Source organism: Micromonospora sp. NPDC004704, from assembly GCF_053601675.1.
In genome coordinates, this window is the sequence record NZ_JBSGCD010000053.1 from 16,747 (window position 1) to 33,683 (window position 16,937).

A 16,937-nucleotide genomic window follows, 5' to 3' on the forward strand; every position below is an offset into this window, starting at 1 on the left:
CCGACCGGGCGGCCAAGCCATGATCGGCTCTCCGGGTACGCCCGAGGTGGTCGGGGCCGGTATGTGATGCTGACGGCGATGACTGAGCCGACCGAATCCCGCCGCCAGCGGGCCGCCCGCCGGGCCGGGGAGTTCCCGCCCGCGCCCGAGCCGCTGCCCCTGCCGGTGCTGGACAGCCACACCCACCTCGACATCACCGTCACCGAATCCGGCACCCCCGGCGCACCACCAGCCGAGCCCACCGCCGAACCCGCACCCCCGCCCGGACCCCCCCAACCCGGACCCCCATCCCGGGATCCGGTTAATCGCCTGATCGAGGTCGCCGCCGCCGCCGGGGTGGACCGGCTGGTCCAGGTCGGTACCGATGTGGAGTCGTCCCGCTGGGGCGCCGAGGCAGCCGCCAGGTACCCGGCCGTCCTCGCCACCGTCGCCCTGCACCCCAACGACGCCCCGCGCCTGCCCGACCTCGACGCGGCACTGCGCGAGATCGAGGCGCTCGCCGGCCAGGACCGGGTACGCGGCATCGGCGAAACCGGGCTCGACTTCTTCCGTACCGGCGACGAGGGGCGGGCGGCGCAGGAGGAGAGCTTCCGCGCGCACATCGACATCGCCAAGCGGTACGACAAGGCGCTGGTCATCCACGACCGCGACGCGCACGCCGAGGTCCTGCGGGTGCTCGATGAGGAGGGCGCACCGGCGACCGTGGTGCTGCACTGCTTCTCCGGCGACGAGGAGTTCGCGGCCGAGTGTGTGCGACGCGGTTACCTGCTGAGTTTCGCCGGCACGGTCACCTTCGGCAACGCGGGCGGGTTGCGCGCGGCGGCCAAGGTGACACCATTGGACCAGCTCCTGGTGGAGACCGACGCGCCGTACCTGACGCCGACGCCGTACCGGGGGCGACCGAACGCCTCGTACCTGATCCCGTTGACGGTTCGTGCCCTGGCCGAGGCCAACGGCGCCGACCTCGACGAGCTGTGCGCGGCCATCTCCGCCAACGGCAACCGGGTCTTCGGCCCCTGGTGACAACCGGGGACCCCGTCGGTCGGCGTCAGGAGCGGCGGGCCGGCACCCTCGGCGTACGGCGTCCACCGCGGACTCCCCGGGGGCGGGGGACCGCCTCCTCGGCAGCGGCGTCGGTGGCGGTGCCGGGGGTGGTACGGGTGGTCGGCCCGGTGCCGGGGCGACCGGCCGTCCACGGGGTGAGGACAAAACCGCGCTTCACGGTGAGCAGTTCCACCCCGGCGCTCCAGGACCGTACGCCGTCGATCCGGGCCAGTGTCCGGGTGGTGAACTCCAGCACGTCGGCGTGGGTCGGCAGGATCACCTCGCACATCAGCGACTCCTGCCCGAGGGTCGCCGCGACGTAGCGCACCCCGGTCAGCGCGGCGAGCTCGTGCGCCACCGCCTCCAGCCGGGCCGGGGTGACCGAGAGCCAGAACAGCAGCTCCGCCTCGAACCCGAGCGCCGCCGCCGGCACCAGGGTGATCACCTGTACGCACCCGGCACCGTGGAGTGCCTCGAACCGCCGCCGTACGGTGCTCTCGCTGATCCCGAGGCCGAGCGCGACCGCGTGGAAACTGGTCCGCCCGTCGTGCCGGAGGGCCGCGACGATCCGTTCGTCCACCTCGTCGAGGTGGTCCGGTGGGCAGTCGTGCACCGGCGGCGTCGGCGGCCGGCCGTCCTCCCCGAGCAGCCGGCGACTCCACTCATGGTCCGACTTGTACGTGTGCAGCAGCAGGTCGGCGATGGTCGCCTGCACCCCCGGGATCCGCTGCACCGCGCTGAGCACACTGTGCATGCTGGTCCCCCGGGGCACCAGGAGCTCGGCGACCAGGTCGTGGGCACCGGTCAGCACGGCGACGAACCGGACCTCGGGTCGGGCGGCCAGCGCCCGCGCGGTCGGGAGCTGACTGCCCGGCGTACAGCGGACCCGGACGATCAGCAGGTCGACCGGGCCGCCACCGGGCTGCGGCGCGACGGCCACCTTGACCAGCCCGCCGGCGATCAGTTGCTGGGCCCGGCGGGCCACCGTGGTCACCGAGGTCCCGATCAGCGCGGCGATCTCCGTCCAACTCGCCCGGCCGTTGACCTGGAGCGCGGCGACGATGCGCCGGTCGGTCGGGTCGAGGTCGTACGGGCCGGAAGCCATCACGCGGGGGAGACGGTCGACGGGGCGCCGGAGATCGGCGCCGCGATCGTCCGGCCGTGACGGGCGGGGATCATCGGGTTCGGTCGTTCCACGGTGACCAGCGTGGGGTACGGAACGCCGGTCAGCAACGCCGCCATGTCCGGTTTTCGGCTAACTCGTAGGCAAAGCGGAGTTGTACGCGAGGTGTCGGATCGGTAGGTTTCCGGCGGCGGCAGCCCGAGGACCCGACCGTCACCCCCGACCGAGGTCCCGTCCCGGTGCCCCGGCCACCTCGCCGGTCGCGGGAAACGCCACGACGGCGCGCCGGTCGGCGGCCCGACGCCGCACCGTAGGCTCTGGCCTCATGACCGGACTCCTCGGCCCGGCGGAGATCCGGGAACTGGCCGCCCGACTCGGCGTCGCGCCGACCAAGAAACTGGGCCAGAACTTCGTCCACGACCCCAACACCGTGCGCCGGATCGTGGCCGCCGCCGAACTCACCCCGGACGACGTGGCCCTGGAGGTCGGCCCGGGACTGGGCTCGCTCACCCTCGGACTGCTGACGGCGGCCGCCCACGTACACGTGGTGGAGATCGACCCGACGCTGGCCGCGGCGCTGCCGGCGACCGTCGCCGACCGGGCCGGTGCCGCCGCCGACCGGTTGACCGTGCACCGCGCCGACGCGCTGCGGATCACCGCCGCCGAGCTGGCCGAGCCGGCACCGACCGCGCTGGTCGCGAACCTGCCGTACAACGTGGCCGTGCCGGTGGTCCTGCACCTGCTCGCCGAACTGCCCACCCTGCGCCAGGGACTGGTGATGGTGCAGAAGGAGGTCGCCGACCGGTTGGTCGCCGGTCCGGGCTCGAAGACGTACGGCATCCCGTCGGTGAAACTCGCCTGGTACGCGACCGCGCGGGGCGCCGGCAAGGTCCCGCCGAACGTCTTCTGGCCGGTGCCGAACGTCGACTCCGGCCTGGTCGCCTTCACCCGCCGGGAGCCGCCCCGCACCGACGTACCCCGGAAGAAGGTTTTCGCGGTGGTGGACGCGGCCTTCGCGCAGCGCCGCAAGACCCTGCGCGCCGCGCTCGCCGGCTGGGCCGGTGGCGCGGACCGGGCCGCGGCGGCGCTGATCGCGGCCGGCGTGGACCCCGGCGCCCGGGGCGAGGCGCTGACCGTCGAGCAGTTCGCCGCCATCGCCGCGTCGGCCCCGACCGACCCCGAACGTGCCGAGTAGGCTGACGCCCGTGCTGTCGACGAGGCCCCTACCGTCCCCACCCGACGTCACCCCGGCGGTGGCGCCACGGGTCCGGGGCCGTGCCCGGTGACCGAGGCATGGCGGCCCGACGACGATGAACGGTCCCGGCGCGCGGCGACCGGCCCGGTCCGGGTACGCGTCCCGGCGAAGATCAACCTGCACCTCGGGGTGGGTCCGCTGCGCCCCGACGGCTACCACGAACTCAACACCGTCTACCACGCCATCGCGCTCTACGACGAGCTGACCGCCCGGCGCGGCGACACCCTCACCCTCACCATGGAGGGAGAGGGGACCGGCGAGCTGGCGCTCGACGACGACAACCTCGTCATCCGGGCCGCCCGCGCGCTCGCCGCGCACACCGGTGTGCCCGCACACGCCCGGCTGCACCTGCGCAAGCAGATCCCGCTCGCCGCCGGCCTGGCCGGTGGCAGCGCAGACGCCGCCGCCGCCCTGGTCGCCTGCGACACGCTCTGGGGCACCAACCTCTCCCGCGACCAACTCGCCGCGATCGCCGCCGACCTCGGCTCCGACGTACCGTTCCTGATCTTCGGCGGCACGGCGCTCGGCACCGGCCGGGGGGAGACGGTCAGTCCCGTACTGGCCCGGCCGACGACCTGGCACTGGGTGGTCGCGATCGCCGACGGCGGGCTCTCCACCCCGACCGCGTACCGGGAACTGGACCGGTTGCGCGCCGACAATGCCGCACCCCCACCGCTGCCGAACGCCGACGGGCTGCTCGCCGCCCTGCGCCAGCGCAGCCCCGCGGTACTCGCCGCGACCCTCGGCAACGACCTGCAGGCCGCCGCCCAGTCGCTGCGCCCCGCCCTGGCGGCGACCCTCAAGGCCGGCGAGACCGCCGGTGCGCTCGCCGGTATGGTCTCCGGCTCCGGCCCCACCTGCGTCTTCCTCGCGGCCGACGCCGCCGGCGCCAGCCGGATCGCCGCCGAACTCGAGGCCGCCGGGGTCTGCCGCGCCGCCCGTACGGCCACCGGCCCGGTTCCCGGTGCCCGCGTGATCTGACCGGCCGACGGGTCCGCCACCCGCGTAGGCTTGAACTACTCCAGGCGTCCCCTCGTGCCGGCCCGACCGGCACCCGGGGCGCCTTTGATCATGGAAGGTGGGCTCGTGGCCAACATCGTCAACCTGGACCGGGCGTCCAAGGGCTATGGCGCGGCCGGGCAACTGCTCACCGACGTGTCCCTCGGCCTCGACGACGCCGACCGGATCGGCGTCGTCGGGCTGAACGGGGCCGGCAAGTCGACCCTGCTCCGCCTGCTCACCAAGATCGAGGAACCGGACAACGGGCGGGTGACCCACCGCCGGGACCTGCGGGTCGCCTGGCTGCCGCAGACCCTCAACCTGGACGCCGAGGCGACCGTACGGGACGTGGTGCTCGGCACCGCCTGGCTGGACCAGAGCATGGGCGCCGAACACGAGTGGGCCGGCGACGCCGGAGTCCGGGGCATCCTCGACGGGCTCGGCATGCCGTACCTCGGGCTGGACCAGCCGGTCGGACCGATGTCCGGCGGTGAACGGCGCCGGGTCGCGCTCGCTGCGCTCCTGGTCCGCACCGCCGACCTGCTGATCCTGGACGAACCGACCAACCACCTCGACGTGGCCGGGGTCGACTGGCTCGCCCGACACCTGGTCAACCGCCGGGGAGCACTCGTGGTCGTCACCCACGACCGCTGGTTCCTCGACGCGGTCTGCACCACCACCTGGGAGGTCGGCGACCAGACCGTACGGGCCTACGAGGGCGGGTTCGCCGCCTGGACGCTGGCCCGGGTGGAACGGGAACGGGTCGCCGCCGCCACCGAGGCCCGCCGGCAGAACCTGCTCCGCAAGGAGATCGCCTGGCTGCGCCGGGGACCGCCGGCCCGTACCTCGAAGCCCCAGTTCCGGATCGACGCCGCGAACGCGCTGATCGCCGACGTGCCACCGCCGCGCGACACCATGTCGCTGCAACGGATGGCCACCTCCCGGCTCGGCAAGCAGGTGTACGACCTGGAGAACGTCACCCTGATGGCCGGACCGAAACTGATCCTCGACGACCTCACCTGGCAGGTCGGACCCGGCGACCGGATCGCGATCGTGGGCGCCAACGGGGCCGGCAAGACCACGCTGCTGCGCCTGCTCGCCGGCGTACGCGAACCGGAGAAGGGCCGGATCAACACCGGTTCCACCGTACGGCCGGCGTTCCTCTCCCAGGAACTCTCCGAGCTGCCCAACCAGTTGCGGGTGCTCGAAGCGGTCGAGGAGGTGGCCCGGCGGGTCGTACTCGGCGACCGGGAACTGGGCGCTTCGCAGCTCGCCGAGGTGTTCGGTTTCGACGACCGTCGACTCTGGACCCCGGTCGGGGACCTCTCCGGTGGTGAACGCCGCCGGTTGCAGATGCTCCGGCTGCTCGCCGCCGAGCCGAACGTGCTCCTCTTCGACGAGCCCACCAACGACCTCGACACCGACACCCTGGCCGCGCTGGAGGACCTGCTCGACTCCTGGCCCGGCACGATCATCGTGGCCAGCCACGACCGGTACCTGATCGAACGGGTCACCGACGTGGTCTACGGCATGTTCGGCGACGGCCGGCTGATCCACCTGCCCGGCGGCGTCGACGAGTACCTCGCCCGCGCCGAGGCGGGCCAGGGCCGCCGGCCCGCGACGACGACCATCGCCTCCACGACCGCCACGCCGGTGGACGGCAACGGGTCCGGCGGCAACGGCGACGGTGCCGGTACGCCCCAGCTCAGCGCCGCCGAGGTACGGGTGGCGAAGAAGGAACTGAGCAAGCTGGAGCGGCAGATCGGCAAACTGGACCAGCGCGAGTCGGCGCTGCACGACCAGATGGCCGAGCACGCCACCGACTACGCCAAGGTCGCCGAGCTGGACGGCCAACTGCGCGCCGTACGGGCCGAGCGGGAGCAGATCGAGGAGAGCTGGCTGTCCCTCGCGGAGCAGGTGCCGGGGTCCTGACGTCGGGCGCCCCGGCGGTGGGGGCCGGGCGTGTGCGGCGTCACACCGCCGCATGCGGGACAATGGTTGACGACCCCCACCGGCACGGCGTTGGAGAGTTACGACTATGGCCCACAACCCCGTCAACCACCCCGCGCGCCCGATCTACCGGGCGATCGGCGGCCTGACCGGTCTATACCTGGTCATCTTCGGTGTCCTCGGCCTCATCGAGACCGGTGGCAGTGAAGCGTTCGCCCAGGACGAGACCACCACGGTGCTCGGCCAGGGCACCAACCTCGGCCACTCGGTGCTCGCCGTGGTCCTCGGCATGATCGTCCTGATCGCCACCGGCCTGGGCCGCAACATCGACGCCGCGGTCAACAAGTGGTTCGGCTACCTGCTGATGGTGGTCAGCCTGGCCGGCCTCGCGGTGATCCGTACGGACGCCAACTACCTCAACTTCAGCATCGCCGGAGTCGTGGTCACCATGCTCGTCGGGCTGGTCCTGCTGATGGCCGGCATGTACGGCCGGGTGGGCTCCGAGGACGAGGCACAGGCCTGGCGGGACGGGCGCCTGGTCCTCTGAACCGGGACGGGCGCCGGGTGCGCTGACCGGGGCTGATCCGTGTTCGCCGGAAACCGCCTCCTCATCTGGGTGACAATTCGGAAGAATCATCACCCGTACGGGAGGAGAAGTCGGTGGCGCACATCCCCATCAACCACCCGGCGCGCACGCTCTACCGGGTCATTTCCGGACTCGTCGGCCTCTACATCCTGATTTTCGGGATCTTCGGGATCGTCGAGACCGCCGGCGAGTCGCTCTTCGCCCGCGAAGGCAACTACGCCCTCGGTCTGCGTACCAACCTGGCGTTCTCGCTGGTGTCGGTGGCCTTCGGGATCGTGATCATGATCGGCGCATCCCTGCGGGGCAACCTCGGCCACTTCATGAACCTGACCGCCGGGGTGGTCTTCCTCGTCGTCGGACTGGTCATGCTCAGCGTGCTCCAGACCGACGCGAACATCCTCAACTTCTCCGTCGCCACCGTCGTGGTGTCGCTGATCTTCGGCCTGATCACGCTCGCCACCGGCCTCTACGACAAGATCGGACCACCGGAGCACGCCGAGGAGGAACGGCGCTACCGGCGGACCGCGTCATCCGAAACCTCACCCGGTTGACGCCGGTCTGGCGTGCCCCGGCCGGGGACCAGAACGTCAACGCCCCCGGCCGGTCAGCAGGGTCGGCTTCGCCTCCAGGTGGGAGAGCCCGTGCCAGGCCAGGTTGACCAGGTGCGCGGCCACCGTCTCCTTGCGCGGCTTGCGTACCTCCAGCCACCACCGACCGGTCAGGGCCACCATGCCGACCAGCGCCTGCGCGTACAGCTCGGCCAGCTTCGGGTCAAAACCACGGCTCTTGAACTCCGCGCCCAGGATGTGCTCCACCTGGTGCGCGACGTCGTTGAGCACGCTGCTGAAGTTCCCGGTCGCCGACATTACCGGCGACTCCCGTACCAGCACCCGGAACCCGCTGGTCTCCTCCTCGATGTAACTCAGCAGCGCCAACGCGGCCTGCTCCAGTAACTCGCGGGGATGACCGGCGGTCAGTGCGGCGGCCACCCGGTCCAGCAGTGCCCGGACCTCCCGGTCGACCACAACCGCGTAGAGGCCTTCCTTGCCGCCGAAGTGCTCGTAGATCACCGGCTTGGACACCTTGGCCCGCGACGCCACCTCCTCGATGGAGGTGGCGTCGAAACCCCGTTCGGCGAAGATCTGTCGCCCGATGGCGATCAGTTGCTCGCGGCGTTGCGCCGCTGACATCCGTACCCGGGAAGATGGTTTGGTCGGCGCCGCCGGCGGTCGCCCACGCCCGCTGCCCCCGCTGCTGCTCGGGCTCTCTGTCACCCGGCCATCCTGCCAGGTGGCAGGTCCCGGAAGGGTGCCCGCCGCGGCGCGGTCACTGCGACGCGGCCGGTTTCACCAGTTTCGCCGCGATCCGCTCCGGCTTCGGCCACCGTACGTCGAAAGCCGCACCGGTCTTCTCGAAGATCCAGATCACCCGTGCCGAGATGTCCACCTGACCGCGCAGCACCCCGTGCCGGGCGCAGGTCGGATCGGCGTGGTGCAGGTTGTGCCAACTCTCGCCGAAGGAGAGGATCGCGAGCGGCCAGAAGTTCGACGCCTTGTCACCCTGGCGCACCTCGAACGGGCGCTCCCCGTAGACGTGGCAGACCGAGTTGATCGACCAGGTCACGTGGTGCAGCAGCCCGACCCGGACCAGACCGGCCCAGAAGAACGCGGTCAGCGCGCCCTGCCACGACCAGGTGACCAGGCCACCGATGGCGGCCGGGGCGAGCAGCGAGATGCCCACCAGCAGCGGGAAGAGACGGTCGACCCGGCTGATGTCCTTGTCCGCCAGCAGGTCCGGGGCGAACCGTTCGCGGTTGGACAGCTCGCGGTGGAACAGCCAGCCCATGTGGGCGAAGAAGAGACCCTTGGTCAGACCCCAGACGCTCTCGCCGAACCGCCACGGCGAGTGCGGGTCGCCCTCCACGTCGGAGAAGGCGTGGTGGCGGCGGTGGTCGGCCACCCACTGGGTGATGTTGCCCTGGACCGCGAAGGAACCCGCGACCGCCAGGGTGACCCGCAGCCACCGCTTGGCCTTGAACGAGCCGTGGGTGAAGTAGCGGTGGAAGCCGACCGTGATCCCGATCCCGGCGACCACGTACCAGACCGCGGCGATCGCGACGTCGGTCCAGGTCAGCCAACCGCCCCAGGCCACCGGAACGGCGGCGATCAGGGCGATGAACGGCACGATCACAAAGGACCAGAGGGCGATCAGGATGCCTGTCTGCTGCTTACCTTCGGTGAGCGGCTTCGGGCCCTTTTCGGTGGCTTCCGTGGGCGGTCCGGTCAGGGTGGTCGACATGGCACCTCGCTGGGCGGAGACGGGGACGAGATCGGTAACTTACGCCTACGTCACCGTAACCTACGCTCCCGTAACTCGCCATGGGTGCGTTCCTGGCAGTTCCCTACGGGGTCTTGACGAAACCTGTCGCACACACGTACTAACTTGCTGCTCATGACCGACAATCTCGCCGCCGAGGCCCGGCGGCTGCGTACCGTCGAGGGCCTTTCCGTGGCCCAGATCCGGGCCCGCCTGGGCATCGGCAAAGACCGGCTGTACGGGCTGCTGCGTGGCGTCCCGGCACCGGAGTGGACCCGGCGGCCGAACGCCAAGGACGAGTTGCGCGACCGGGCGGTGCGGTTGCGGAAGGATGGCTGGTCGGTCACCGACATCGCCACCGAACTCGGCGTCGCCAAGTCCACCGCCTACCAGTGGGTCCGGCACCTGCCGCTCGACCCTGATTCGCCGCAGGTGAAGGAGCGGCATGCGGGGGCGAACCTGCTCCGGGCGACGAAGGCGGAGCGGCGGCGGGATGCGGTTGCGGACCAGGAGGACGCGCTGCGCCTGCGGGCGCAGCAGTGGACCGGTGACCTCAACCTGCGCGAGCTGATGCTGGTCGGCGCGATCATGTACTGGTGTGAGGGTGCCAAGAACAAACCCCACCGTAAGCAGTACGAACTGGCCTTCGTGAACAGCGATCCTCGGCTGGTGGAACTCTTCCTGCGATTCGTGGAGGCGACCGGGAGGAGCCGGGCCGAGTTGCGTTACCGGCTCAGCATCCACGAGACCGCGGACGTGGCCGCCGCGGGCCGGTGGTGGGCCGAGCGGCTGGGGATCGAGCAGGCGTTGTTCGGGGCGCCTCAGATCAAGCGGCACAAGCCAAAGACGAACAGGCGCAACACCGGCGCCGGCTACCACGGCTGTCTGGTCGTCCGGGTGCCGCGGGCGCGGGAACTATATGTGTGGATCGAAGGACTGATAGCTGGCACTGTGGCTGGAGTGACGCCCGCTGGCTTCACCCGGGAGGTGGCCTCGGGTTAGGCTGAACGCGTCACGATCGGCCGTGGTGTAATTGGCAACACGTCGCCCTTTGGAGGCGATTTTCTAGGTTCGAGTCCTAGCGGCCGAGCTGTTCCCTTAGTCCGTTTCGTTCGGTTCAAGGGAACCCCGCGACCGGTTCCGGTGGCGCGGCTAGCATGGGGCCGCAGACTGCCAACCGTTCTGACGGGAGCTCCCTCGTGTCCCAGCCCCGCGTCCGCACCGTAGTCGTCCTCGCCGCAGGCGAGGGCAAGCGGATGAAGTCGGCACTGCCCAAGGTGTTGCACCCACTGCTCGGCCGTACGTTGGTCGGTCATGTGCTGGCCGCCGCCGCGCCGTTGGCCCCGGACCACACCCTGGTCGTGGTCGGACACGGCGCCGACCAGGTCACCGGGCATCTGGCCGAGGTCGCCCCCGACGCCAACGCGGTCCTCCAGGCCGAGCAGCGTGGCACCGGGCACGCCGTCCGGATCGCCCTCGACGCCGCCCCCGACCGGGCCGGCACCGTGATCGTGATCAACGGCGACGCCCCCCTGCTCCGGCCGGAGACCGTGGCCGCGCTGGTCGAGGCGCACGAGACGGCCGGTGCCGCAGCGACCGTGCTCGCCGCCGAGGTGCCCGACCCGACCGGCCTGGGCCGGATCGTCCGGGACGAGGTCGGGCGACTGGAGCAGATCGTGGAGGAGCGCGACGCGACCCCCGCGCAGCGCGCCATCCGGGAGATCAACGCCGGCATCTACGCCTTCGACGCGGCCCGGCTGCGGGACACGCTCGGCAAGCTGTCCACCGACAACGACCAGGGCGAGGAATACCTCACCGACGTCTTCGGGCTGTTCGCCGCCACCGGTGAGCCGGTGGTCGTGCACGTCGCCGCGGACGCCACCGAGACCCTCGGGTGCAACGACCGGGTCGAGCTGGCGGCGCTGCGGCAGCTGCTGCGCGACCGGGTGAACTCCGGCTGGATGCGCGCCGGGGTGACCCTGCTCGATCCCGCCACCGCCTGGATCGACGTCACGGTGACCCTCGACCGGGACGCGGTGGTGGACCAGAACACCCAGCTGCGCGGTGCGACCTCGGTCGGTGCCGGTGCGGTGGTCGGCCCGGATGTGACTCTGATCGACACGAGCGTCGGCGCCGGTGCGACCGTACTGCGCAGCCACGCGGTGAGCGCGGTGATCGGTGACCGGGCGAGCGTCGGACCGTACGCCTACCTGCGGCCGGACGCCCGGCTTGCCGAACAGGCCAAGGTGGGTACTTTCGTGGAGGTGAAGAACTCCGAGGTCGGTGCCGGCGCCAAGGTGCCGCACCTGTCGTACGTGGGTGACGCCTCCATCGGTGCGAGGGCCAACATCGGCGCGGCGACGATCTTCGTCAACTACGACGGGGTGGCCAAGCACCGCACCACGGTGGGCGAGGCGGCCTTCGTCGGTTGCGACACGACCCTGATCGCCCCGGTCGAGGTCGGCGCGGGTGCGTATGTGGCGGCCGGCAGCGCGATCGACTCCGACGTGCCCCCGGGCGCGCTCGGGGTGGCCCGTGGCCGGCAGCGCAACATCGAGGGTTGGGTGGCCCGTCGACGGGCCGGTACCCGGTCGGCGGAGGCGGCGGAACGGGCCCAGGTCGCAGCGGCGGAACGCGCACTGTCCGGTGCCGACGGCGCAAGCCAGGGTGAGGCAATCCACGCGGCGGCCGATGCGGGTGGCGTCGGCCCGGCCAAGGGAGATACTGCAACCGAATAGTCCCTGGTCCACCGCCGGGAACCACCGACCAACGGGAGCAGACGAGCCGATGGGCAGCATCGTCGCCGAAAACCGCAAGAGCCTGATGCTCTTCTCCGGGCGGGGCTTCCCGGAGTTGGCGAAGGAGATCGGCGAGGTACTCGGAGTGGCGCCCACGCCCTCCGATTCGTACGAGTTCGCCAACGGCGAGATCTTCGTACGGTTCAAGGAATCGGTACGTGGTTCGGACGCCTTTGTCGTCCAGTCCGTCACGCACGGGGTGAACCGGTGGGTGATGGAGACGTTGATCATGGTCGACGCGCTGAAGCGCGGTTCGGCCAAGCGGATCACCGTGGTCCTGCCGTTCTATCCGTACGCGCGGCAGGACAAGAAGCACCGGGGGCGGGAGCCGATCTCGGCCCGGCTGGTGGCGGACCTGCTCAAGACCGCGGGTGCGAACCGGATCCTCACCGTCGACCTGCACACCGCACAGATCCAGGGTTTCTTCGACGGGCCGGTGGATCACCTGTTCGCGATGGACATCCTGGCCGAGTACGTCGAGCGCCAGTACGCCGGGCGGCCGATGACGGTGGTCGCGCCGGACTCCGGCCGGGTACGGGTCGCGGAGCGGTGGACGGACCGGTTGGGTGGTTGCCCGCTGGCGTTCATCCACAAGACCCGTGATCCGATGAAGCCGAACCAGGTGGTGGCGAACCGGGTCGTCGGTGACGTGGAGGACCGGGTCTGCCTGATCGTGGACGACATGATCGACACCGGTGGGACGATCCGCAAGGCGGCGGACATCCTGTACGACTCGGGCGCCTCGGACGTGATCGTCGCCTCGACCCACGCGCTGCTGTCCGACCCGGCGACCGAGCGGTTGAAGAACAGCCGGATCAGCGAGGTGATCGTCACCAACACGCTGCCGCTGCCGGCGGAGAAGCAGTTGGACAAGATCACCGTACTGTCGATCGCTCCGCTGTTGGCCCGGGCGATCCGCGAGGTGTTCGACGACGGCTCGGTGACCACGCTCTTCGGTGGTCTGAGCTAGGCCGGATCCGGTCCGCGCCGGTGCTCGTCAGGGCGTCGGCGCGGTTACCCGGGGTACCGCCTGAATGCTTTGCTCGACCTCGGGTAGGATAGTGCGGTTGCCACGGCGAGGGTGCCCAGCGGGCCGCTGACAGAAGCGCCGCACGGAGGTTCCGTCATCGACGCGGTGCTCCGGGCAGTGCTCTGCACGCAAGAGCCCCAGCGAGCCCCTCGCCCCAGCACCGCCAGCCGACGTTCCGCCGTAGCGACGATATCAGGAGTTTCCCCGTGTCCGAGGTAAAGATCAGCGCCGAGCCCCGTACCGAGTTCGGCAAGGGTGGTGCCCGTCGTACCCGTCGGGCAGGCAAGGTGCCAGCCGTGCTGTATGGCCACGGTGAGGCCCCCAAGCACATCGCGCTTCCCGCGCGTGAGTTCGCCGCGGCGATCCGCCGTGGCGGCGCGAACCAGCTCTTCGCCATCGACGTGAGCGACGGCACCCAGGCGCTCGCCCTGCCGAAGGCGATCCAGCGTGACCCGATCAAGGACACCTTCGAGCACATCGACCTGCTCCTGGTCCGCCGGGGCGAGAAGGTCACCGTGGAAATCCCGGTGCAGCTCGTCGGTGAGGCGGCCCGCGACACCCTGGTCATGCCGCAGATCGACACGCTCTCGGTGAGCGCCGACGCGACCCGCCTCCCGGACCACCTCGACCTCTCGATCGAGGGACTGGGTGCCGGTTCGCAGATCACCGCCGGTGACGTGAAGCTGCCCGAGGGCGTCGAGCTGATCGCCGACCCGGAGCAGGTGCTCGTGGTGATCACCGGTGCGCCGACCGCCGAGCAGCTCGAGGCCGAGGGTGCCGGGGTTGTCGAGGAGGCGCCGGCCGAGGAAGCCGAGGAGGCTGCCGAGGGCGAGGAAGCCGCCGAGGGCGAGACCGCCGAGGCGAACGAGGCCGAGGCTCCGGCCCAAGCCTGATCGATGTCGTGACGCAGGCGCCCCCGACGAGGTCGGGGGCGCCTGTTCCGTACTGCTGACACGCAGGGGAGACGGGTGTGGCGGACGAGGCGGAGCCGTGGCTGGTCGCCGGGCTGGGCAACCCCGGCCGGGAGTACGCGGGTAACCGGCACAACGTCGGGTTCATGGTCGCCGACCTGATCGCTTCCCGGATCGGGGCGAAGTTCGGCCGGCACAAGCGGGCGGTGGCCGATGTCGCCGAGGGGCGGCTGGGCTTCGACGGTCCGAAGCTGGTGCTGGCGAAGCCGCTGACGTACATGAATCTTTCCGGTGGTCCGGTGGTGGCACTGGCGCAGTTCTACAAGGTGCCGGCGGTGCAGGTGATCGCGGTCCACGACGAGCTGGACATTCCGTACGGGCAGCTCCGGGTGAAGGTCGGTGGGGGCGAGGGCGGTCACAACGGGCTCCGGTCGATGTCGAAGTCGCTGGCGACGAAGGACTACGTCCGGGTACGGGTCGGCGTCGGGCGACCGCCGGGGCGGCAGGATCCGGCGGACTACGTGCTCTCGGACTTCTCCCCGGTGGAGCGCAAGGAGCTGGACTTTCTGGTGGATCGGGCGGCCGATGTGGTGGAGTCGGTCATCCTCCGGGGAGTGGAGTGGACGCAAAACGCGTACCACAGCGCCTGACCACCGCGAGGTCGGCGGTAGTGTGCCGCAGAGGGTGGGGAGGCGGGTTCCGTCAGCGAGGAGGCGGTCAGTGATCGTGTGTGTTGTGGCTCCCGAAGCCGCCCTGACTCCGGGAGTCCGCTGATGGCCACGCCGCCGGTGATCGACGGTGCCTTCGCCCGCTGGTTGGCGGCCCGGGCCGGGGATGCGCTGATGGAGTTGCGGACCGAGTTGGGGCACGCGGATCCGGGGGCGCTCAAGGCTGCCGGGGACAAGGTCTCGCACGATCTGCTCCGTACCGAGTTGGCCCGTTGGCGGCCGGCGGACGCGGTGCTCTCCGAAGAGGACGACGGGGCGCGGCGGGCCTGGTCCGCCGATCTGGGTCCGGCGGCGCCGCCGAGGATCACCGCCGACCGGGTGTGGATCATCGATCCGCTGGACGGGACGCGGGAGTTCTCCGAGGAGGGCCGGTCGGACTGGGCGGTGCACGTGGCGCTCTGGGCGCGTACCGCGACGAGCGAGCACGGGCTGGTCGGCGGGGCGGTGGCCTTGCCGGCCCAGCACCGGGTGCTGGGTACGGACCATCCGCCGGCGTACCCCCCGATGACGTTGCTGTCCGCGACCGCGCCGGGCGCGCGGACGATCCGGTTGGCGGCGAGTCGGAGTCGGCCGCCGGTGTTCCTGACCGAGTTGGCGGACGAGGTCGGTGCGGAGTTGGTGCCGATGGGGTCGGCCGGCGCGAAGATCGCCGCGGTGATCAGTGGTGAGGTCGACGCGTACGTGCACGCGGGCGGGCAGTACGAGTGGGACTCGGCCGCGCCGGTGGCTGTGGCGACGGCCACGGGGCTGCACGCTTCCCGAATCGATGGTTCTGCGTTGAAATACAACGAGGCCGATCCCCGGTTGCCGGACCTGGTGGTCTGCCGGAAAGATCTTGCGACCCGGCTGCTGGCAGCGCTGCGGCGGCATCTCCGGGTAGCCTAGGCACCAGTTTTCTCGGCTTGACCGACCGGAAAGGTCTGGAATGCGCATGGGTGGCGGCGGATGCAGCGGACGCGCGGCATGAACGGCACGGCGGCGTACCGGGTGTCGCATCTGGACGCGCTCGAGGCGGAGAGCATCTTCGTCATGCGTGAGGTGGTGGCCGAGCTGGAACGCCCGGTGCTGCTGTTCTCGGGTGGCAAGGACTCGATCGTGATGCTGCGGTTGGCGCAGAAGGCGTTCGCGCCGGCCCGGATCCCGTTTCCGGTGATGCACGTCGACACCGGGCACAACTTCGCCGAGGTTCTCGACTACCGGGACCGGCGGGTGGCGGAGCTGGGTTTGCAGTTGGTGGTGGCGAGTGTGCCGGAGGCGTTGGAGTCCGGCCTCGTACGGGAGTCCGCCGACGGGATGCGGAACCGGATCCAGACGCCGGTGTTGTTGGCGGCGGTGGAGAAGTACCGGTTCGACGCGTTGTTCGGGGGTGCGCGTCGGGACGAGGAGAAGGCCCGGGCGAAGGAGCGGGTGTTCTCGTTCCGGGACGATTTCGGGCAGTGGGATCCGAAGAACCAGCGGCCGGAGTTGTGGTCGTTGTACAACGGGCGTCATCATCCGGGTGAGTCGATCCGGGTGTTCCCGTTGTCGAACTGGACCGAGCTCGACATCTGGCACTACATCGCCCGGGAACAGTTGTCGTTACCGTCGATCTACTACGCGCACGAGCGTGAGGTGATCGAGCGGGACGGGATGCTGTACGCGGTGAACGAGTTCATCGCGCCCCGGGGGTCGGAGGAGCCGTTCGTGACCCTGGTGCGGTACCGGACGGTCGGTGACGCCTCCTGCACCGCGGCGGTCCGGTCGGTCGCCGACACCGTGGAGTTGGTGATCGAGGAGGTCGCCGCGACCCGGATCACCGAGCGTGGGGCGACCCGGGGCGACGACCGGGTCAGTGAGGCCGCGATGGAAGACCGCAAACGGGAAGGCTACTTCTGATGAGCACCACGGCGGTCACCGTCACCGAGACCGGGCCGGTCGAGGGTCGGGCGATGGACCTGTTGCGTTTCGCGACTGCGGGCAGTGTCGACGACGGCAAGTCGACCCTGATCGGCCGGCTGCTCTACGACACGAAGTCGCTGTTCACCGACCAGCTGGCGGCGGTCGAGGCGGTCTCCGCCGCGCGGGGGGACGAGTACACGAACCTGGCGTTGCTCACCGACGGTCTGCGGGCGGAGCGGGAGCAGGGCATCACCATCGACGTGGCGTACCGGTACTTCGCCACGCCGAGGCGGAAGTTCATCATCGCCGACACCCCCGG

At 70.7% G+C, this 16,937-nt stretch carries 18 protein-coding genes and 1 tRNA gene; 15 read left to right on the forward strand and 4 right to left on the reverse strand.

Annotation, left to right across the window (positions count from 1 at the left end; genetic code table 11):
* The first annotated feature begins 66 nt into the window (after nucleotides 1-66).
* A complete protein-coding gene (locus tag ACWEFB_RS36160) occupies nucleotides 67-1,023 on the forward strand; it encodes a TatD family hydrolase (protein ID WP_452292773.1) in 957 nt (318 codons plus the stop codon).
* A 25-nt stretch (nucleotides 1,024-1,048) separates the two neighbouring features.
* On the opposite strand, the gene ACWEFB_RS36165 is transcribed toward ACWEFB_RS36160, so the two are convergent.
* Nucleotides 1,049-2,149, reverse strand: a complete 1,101-nt coding sequence (locus ACWEFB_RS36165; RefSeq protein ID WP_452292757.1) for an Lrp/AsnC family transcriptional regulator — start codon at nucleotides 2,147-2,149, stop codon at nucleotides 1,049-1,051.
* Nucleotides 2,149-2,286, reverse strand: a complete 138-nt coding sequence (locus tag ACWEFB_RS36170) for a hypothetical protein (RefSeq protein WP_452292758.1) — start codon at nucleotides 2,284-2,286, stop codon at nucleotides 2,149-2,151. The genes ACWEFB_RS36165 and ACWEFB_RS36170 overlap by 1 nt, the downstream gene beginning before the upstream one ends.
* 206 nt (nucleotides 2,287-2,492) lie before the next feature.
* Here ACWEFB_RS36170 and rsmA point away from each other — a divergent pair, with 206 nt between their 5' ends.
* The 5 genes from rsmA (at nucleotide 2,493) to ACWEFB_RS36195 (ending at nucleotide 7,508) form a co-directional block, all read left to right on the forward strand.
* Nucleotides 2,493-3,362, forward strand: a complete 870-nt coding sequence (gene rsmA / locus ACWEFB_RS36175; RefSeq protein ID WP_326562488.1) for a 16S rRNA (adenine(1518)-N(6)/adenine(1519)-N(6))-dimethyltransferase RsmA — start codon at nucleotides 2,493-2,495, stop codon at nucleotides 3,360-3,362.
* Between the two features lie 87 nt (nucleotides 3,363-3,449).
* A complete protein-coding gene (locus tag ACWEFB_RS36180) occupies nucleotides 3,450-4,403 on the forward strand; it encodes a 4-(cytidine 5'-diphospho)-2-C-methyl-D-erythritol kinase (RefSeq protein WP_452292759.1) in 954 nt (317 codons plus the stop codon).
* Nucleotides 4,404-4,508: 105 nt separating this feature from the next.
* A complete protein-coding gene (locus ACWEFB_RS36185) occupies nucleotides 4,509-6,353 on the forward strand; it encodes an ABC-F family ATP-binding cassette domain-containing protein (protein ID WP_452292760.1) in 1,845 nt (614 codons plus the stop codon).
* A 106-nt stretch (nucleotides 6,354-6,459) separates the two neighbouring features.
* Nucleotides 6,460-6,918, forward strand: a complete 459-nt coding sequence (locus tag ACWEFB_RS36190) for a DUF4383 domain-containing protein (RefSeq protein WP_452292761.1) — start codon at nucleotides 6,460-6,462, stop codon at nucleotides 6,916-6,918.
* 113 nt (nucleotides 6,919-7,031) lie between these two features.
* Nucleotides 7,032-7,508, forward strand: a complete 477-nt coding sequence (locus ACWEFB_RS36195; protein ID WP_452292762.1) for a DUF4383 domain-containing protein — start codon at nucleotides 7,032-7,034, stop codon at nucleotides 7,506-7,508.
* 36 nt (nucleotides 7,509-7,544) lie between these two features.
* On the opposite strand, the gene ACWEFB_RS36200 is transcribed toward ACWEFB_RS36195, so the two are convergent.
* Entirely contained in the window at nucleotides 7,545-8,231 is a 687-nt protein-coding gene (locus ACWEFB_RS36200; RefSeq protein ID WP_452292763.1) for a TetR family transcriptional regulator, read from the reverse strand.
* A 52-nt stretch (nucleotides 8,232-8,283) separates the two neighbouring features.
* On the reverse strand, nucleotides 8,284-9,255 hold the full coding sequence (locus tag ACWEFB_RS36205) for an acyl-CoA desaturase (RefSeq protein WP_452292764.1): 972 nt from the start codon (nucleotides 9,253-9,255) through the stop codon (nucleotides 8,284-8,286).
* Nucleotides 9,256-9,408: 153 nt separating this feature from the next.
* Here ACWEFB_RS36205 and ACWEFB_RS36210 point away from each other — a divergent pair, with 153 nt between their 5' ends.
* The 9 genes from ACWEFB_RS36210 to ACWEFB_RS36250 form a co-directional block, all read left to right on the forward strand.
* On the forward strand, nucleotides 9,409-10,275 hold the full coding sequence (locus ACWEFB_RS36210; RefSeq protein WP_452292765.1) for a helix-turn-helix domain-containing protein: 867 nt from the start codon (nucleotides 9,409-9,411) through the stop codon (nucleotides 10,273-10,275).
* Nucleotides 10,276-10,291: 16 nt separating this feature from the next.
* Nucleotides 10,292-10,363 (forward strand) — tRNA-Gln (locus ACWEFB_RS36215).
* Nucleotides 10,364-10,430: 67 nt separating this feature from the next.
* Complete coding sequence (glmU, locus tag ACWEFB_RS36220) at nucleotides 10,431-12,011, forward strand: bifunctional UDP-N-acetylglucosamine diphosphorylase/glucosamine-1-phosphate N-acetyltransferase GlmU (RefSeq protein WP_452292766.1); 1,581 nt, start codon at nucleotides 10,431-10,433, stop codon at nucleotides 12,009-12,011.
* Nucleotides 12,012-12,060: 49 nt separating this feature from the next.
* Nucleotides 12,061-13,041, forward strand: a complete 981-nt coding sequence (locus tag ACWEFB_RS36225; RefSeq protein WP_326562497.1) for a ribose-phosphate diphosphokinase — start codon at nucleotides 12,061-12,063, stop codon at nucleotides 13,039-13,041.
* 266 nt (nucleotides 13,042-13,307) lie between these two features.
* Nucleotides 13,308-13,994, forward strand: coding sequence for a 50S ribosomal protein L25/general stress protein Ctc (locus tag ACWEFB_RS36230; RefSeq protein WP_452292767.1), 687 nt, complete (start codon nucleotides 13,308-13,310; stop codon nucleotides 13,992-13,994).
* A gap of 77 nt (nucleotides 13,995-14,071) precedes the next feature.
* Nucleotides 14,072-14,662 carry an aminoacyl-tRNA hydrolase gene (pth, locus tag ACWEFB_RS36235; RefSeq protein ID WP_452292768.1) on the forward strand — a complete coding sequence of 197 codons (591 nt, stop codon included), beginning with the start codon at nucleotides 14,072-14,074 and terminating at the stop codon, nucleotides 14,660-14,662.
* Nucleotides 14,663-14,785: 123 nt separating this feature from the next.
* Complete coding sequence (locus ACWEFB_RS36240) at nucleotides 14,786-15,625, forward strand: inositol monophosphatase family protein (RefSeq protein ID WP_452292769.1); 840 nt, start codon at nucleotides 14,786-14,788, stop codon at nucleotides 15,623-15,625.
* A gap of 78 nt (nucleotides 15,626-15,703) precedes the next feature.
* A complete protein-coding gene (cysD, locus tag ACWEFB_RS36245; RefSeq protein ID WP_452292774.1) occupies nucleotides 15,704-16,615 on the forward strand; it encodes a sulfate adenylyltransferase subunit CysD in 912 nt (303 codons plus the stop codon).
* Nucleotides 16,615-16,937 (forward strand): GTP-binding protein (locus tag ACWEFB_RS36250; protein ID WP_452291438.1); only part of this gene is annotated, 323 nt, incomplete at its 3' end. The genes cysD and ACWEFB_RS36250, both read left to right, overlap by 1 nt.

Coding starts and splice junctions, on each gene's coding strand:
- ACWEFB_RS36170 (WP_452292758.1), bottom strand. CDS start 2,286: ATGGCGGCGTTGCTGACCGGCGTTCCGTACCCCACGCTGGTCACCGTG.
- ACWEFB_RS36205 (WP_452292764.1), bottom strand. CDS start 9,255: ATGTCGACCACCCTGACCGGACCGCCCACGGAAGCCACCGAAAAGGGC.
- ACWEFB_RS36160 (WP_452292773.1), top strand. CDS start 67: ATGCTGACGGCGATGACTGAGCCGACCGAATCCCGCCGCCAGCGGGCC.
- ACWEFB_RS36240 (WP_452292769.1), top strand. CDS start 14,786: ATGGCCACGCCGCCGGTGATCGACGGTGCCTTCGCCCGCTGGTTGGCG.
- cysD (WP_452292774.1), top strand. CDS start 15,704: ATGAACGGCACGGCGGCGTACCGGGTGTCGCATCTGGACGCGCTCGAG.
- ACWEFB_RS36190 (WP_452292761.1), top strand. CDS start 6,460: ATGGCCCACAACCCCGTCAACCACCCCGCGCGCCCGATCTACCGGGCG.
- ACWEFB_RS36210 (WP_452292765.1), top strand. CDS start 9,409: ATGACCGACAATCTCGCCGCCGAGGCCCGGCGGCTGCGTACCGTCGAG.
- ACWEFB_RS36225 (WP_326562497.1), top strand. CDS start 12,061: ATGGGCAGCATCGTCGCCGAAAACCGCAAGAGCCTGATGCTCTTCTCC.
- glmU (WP_452292766.1), top strand. CDS start 10,431: ATGGGGCCGCAGACTGCCAACCGTTCTGACGGGAGCTCCCTCGTGTCC.
- ACWEFB_RS36165 (WP_452292757.1), bottom strand. CDS start 2,149: ATGGCTTCCGGCCCGTACGACCTCGACCCGACCGACCGGCGCATCGTC.
- rsmA (WP_326562488.1), top strand. CDS start 2,493: ATGACCGGACTCCTCGGCCCGGCGGAGATCCGGGAACTGGCCGCCCGA.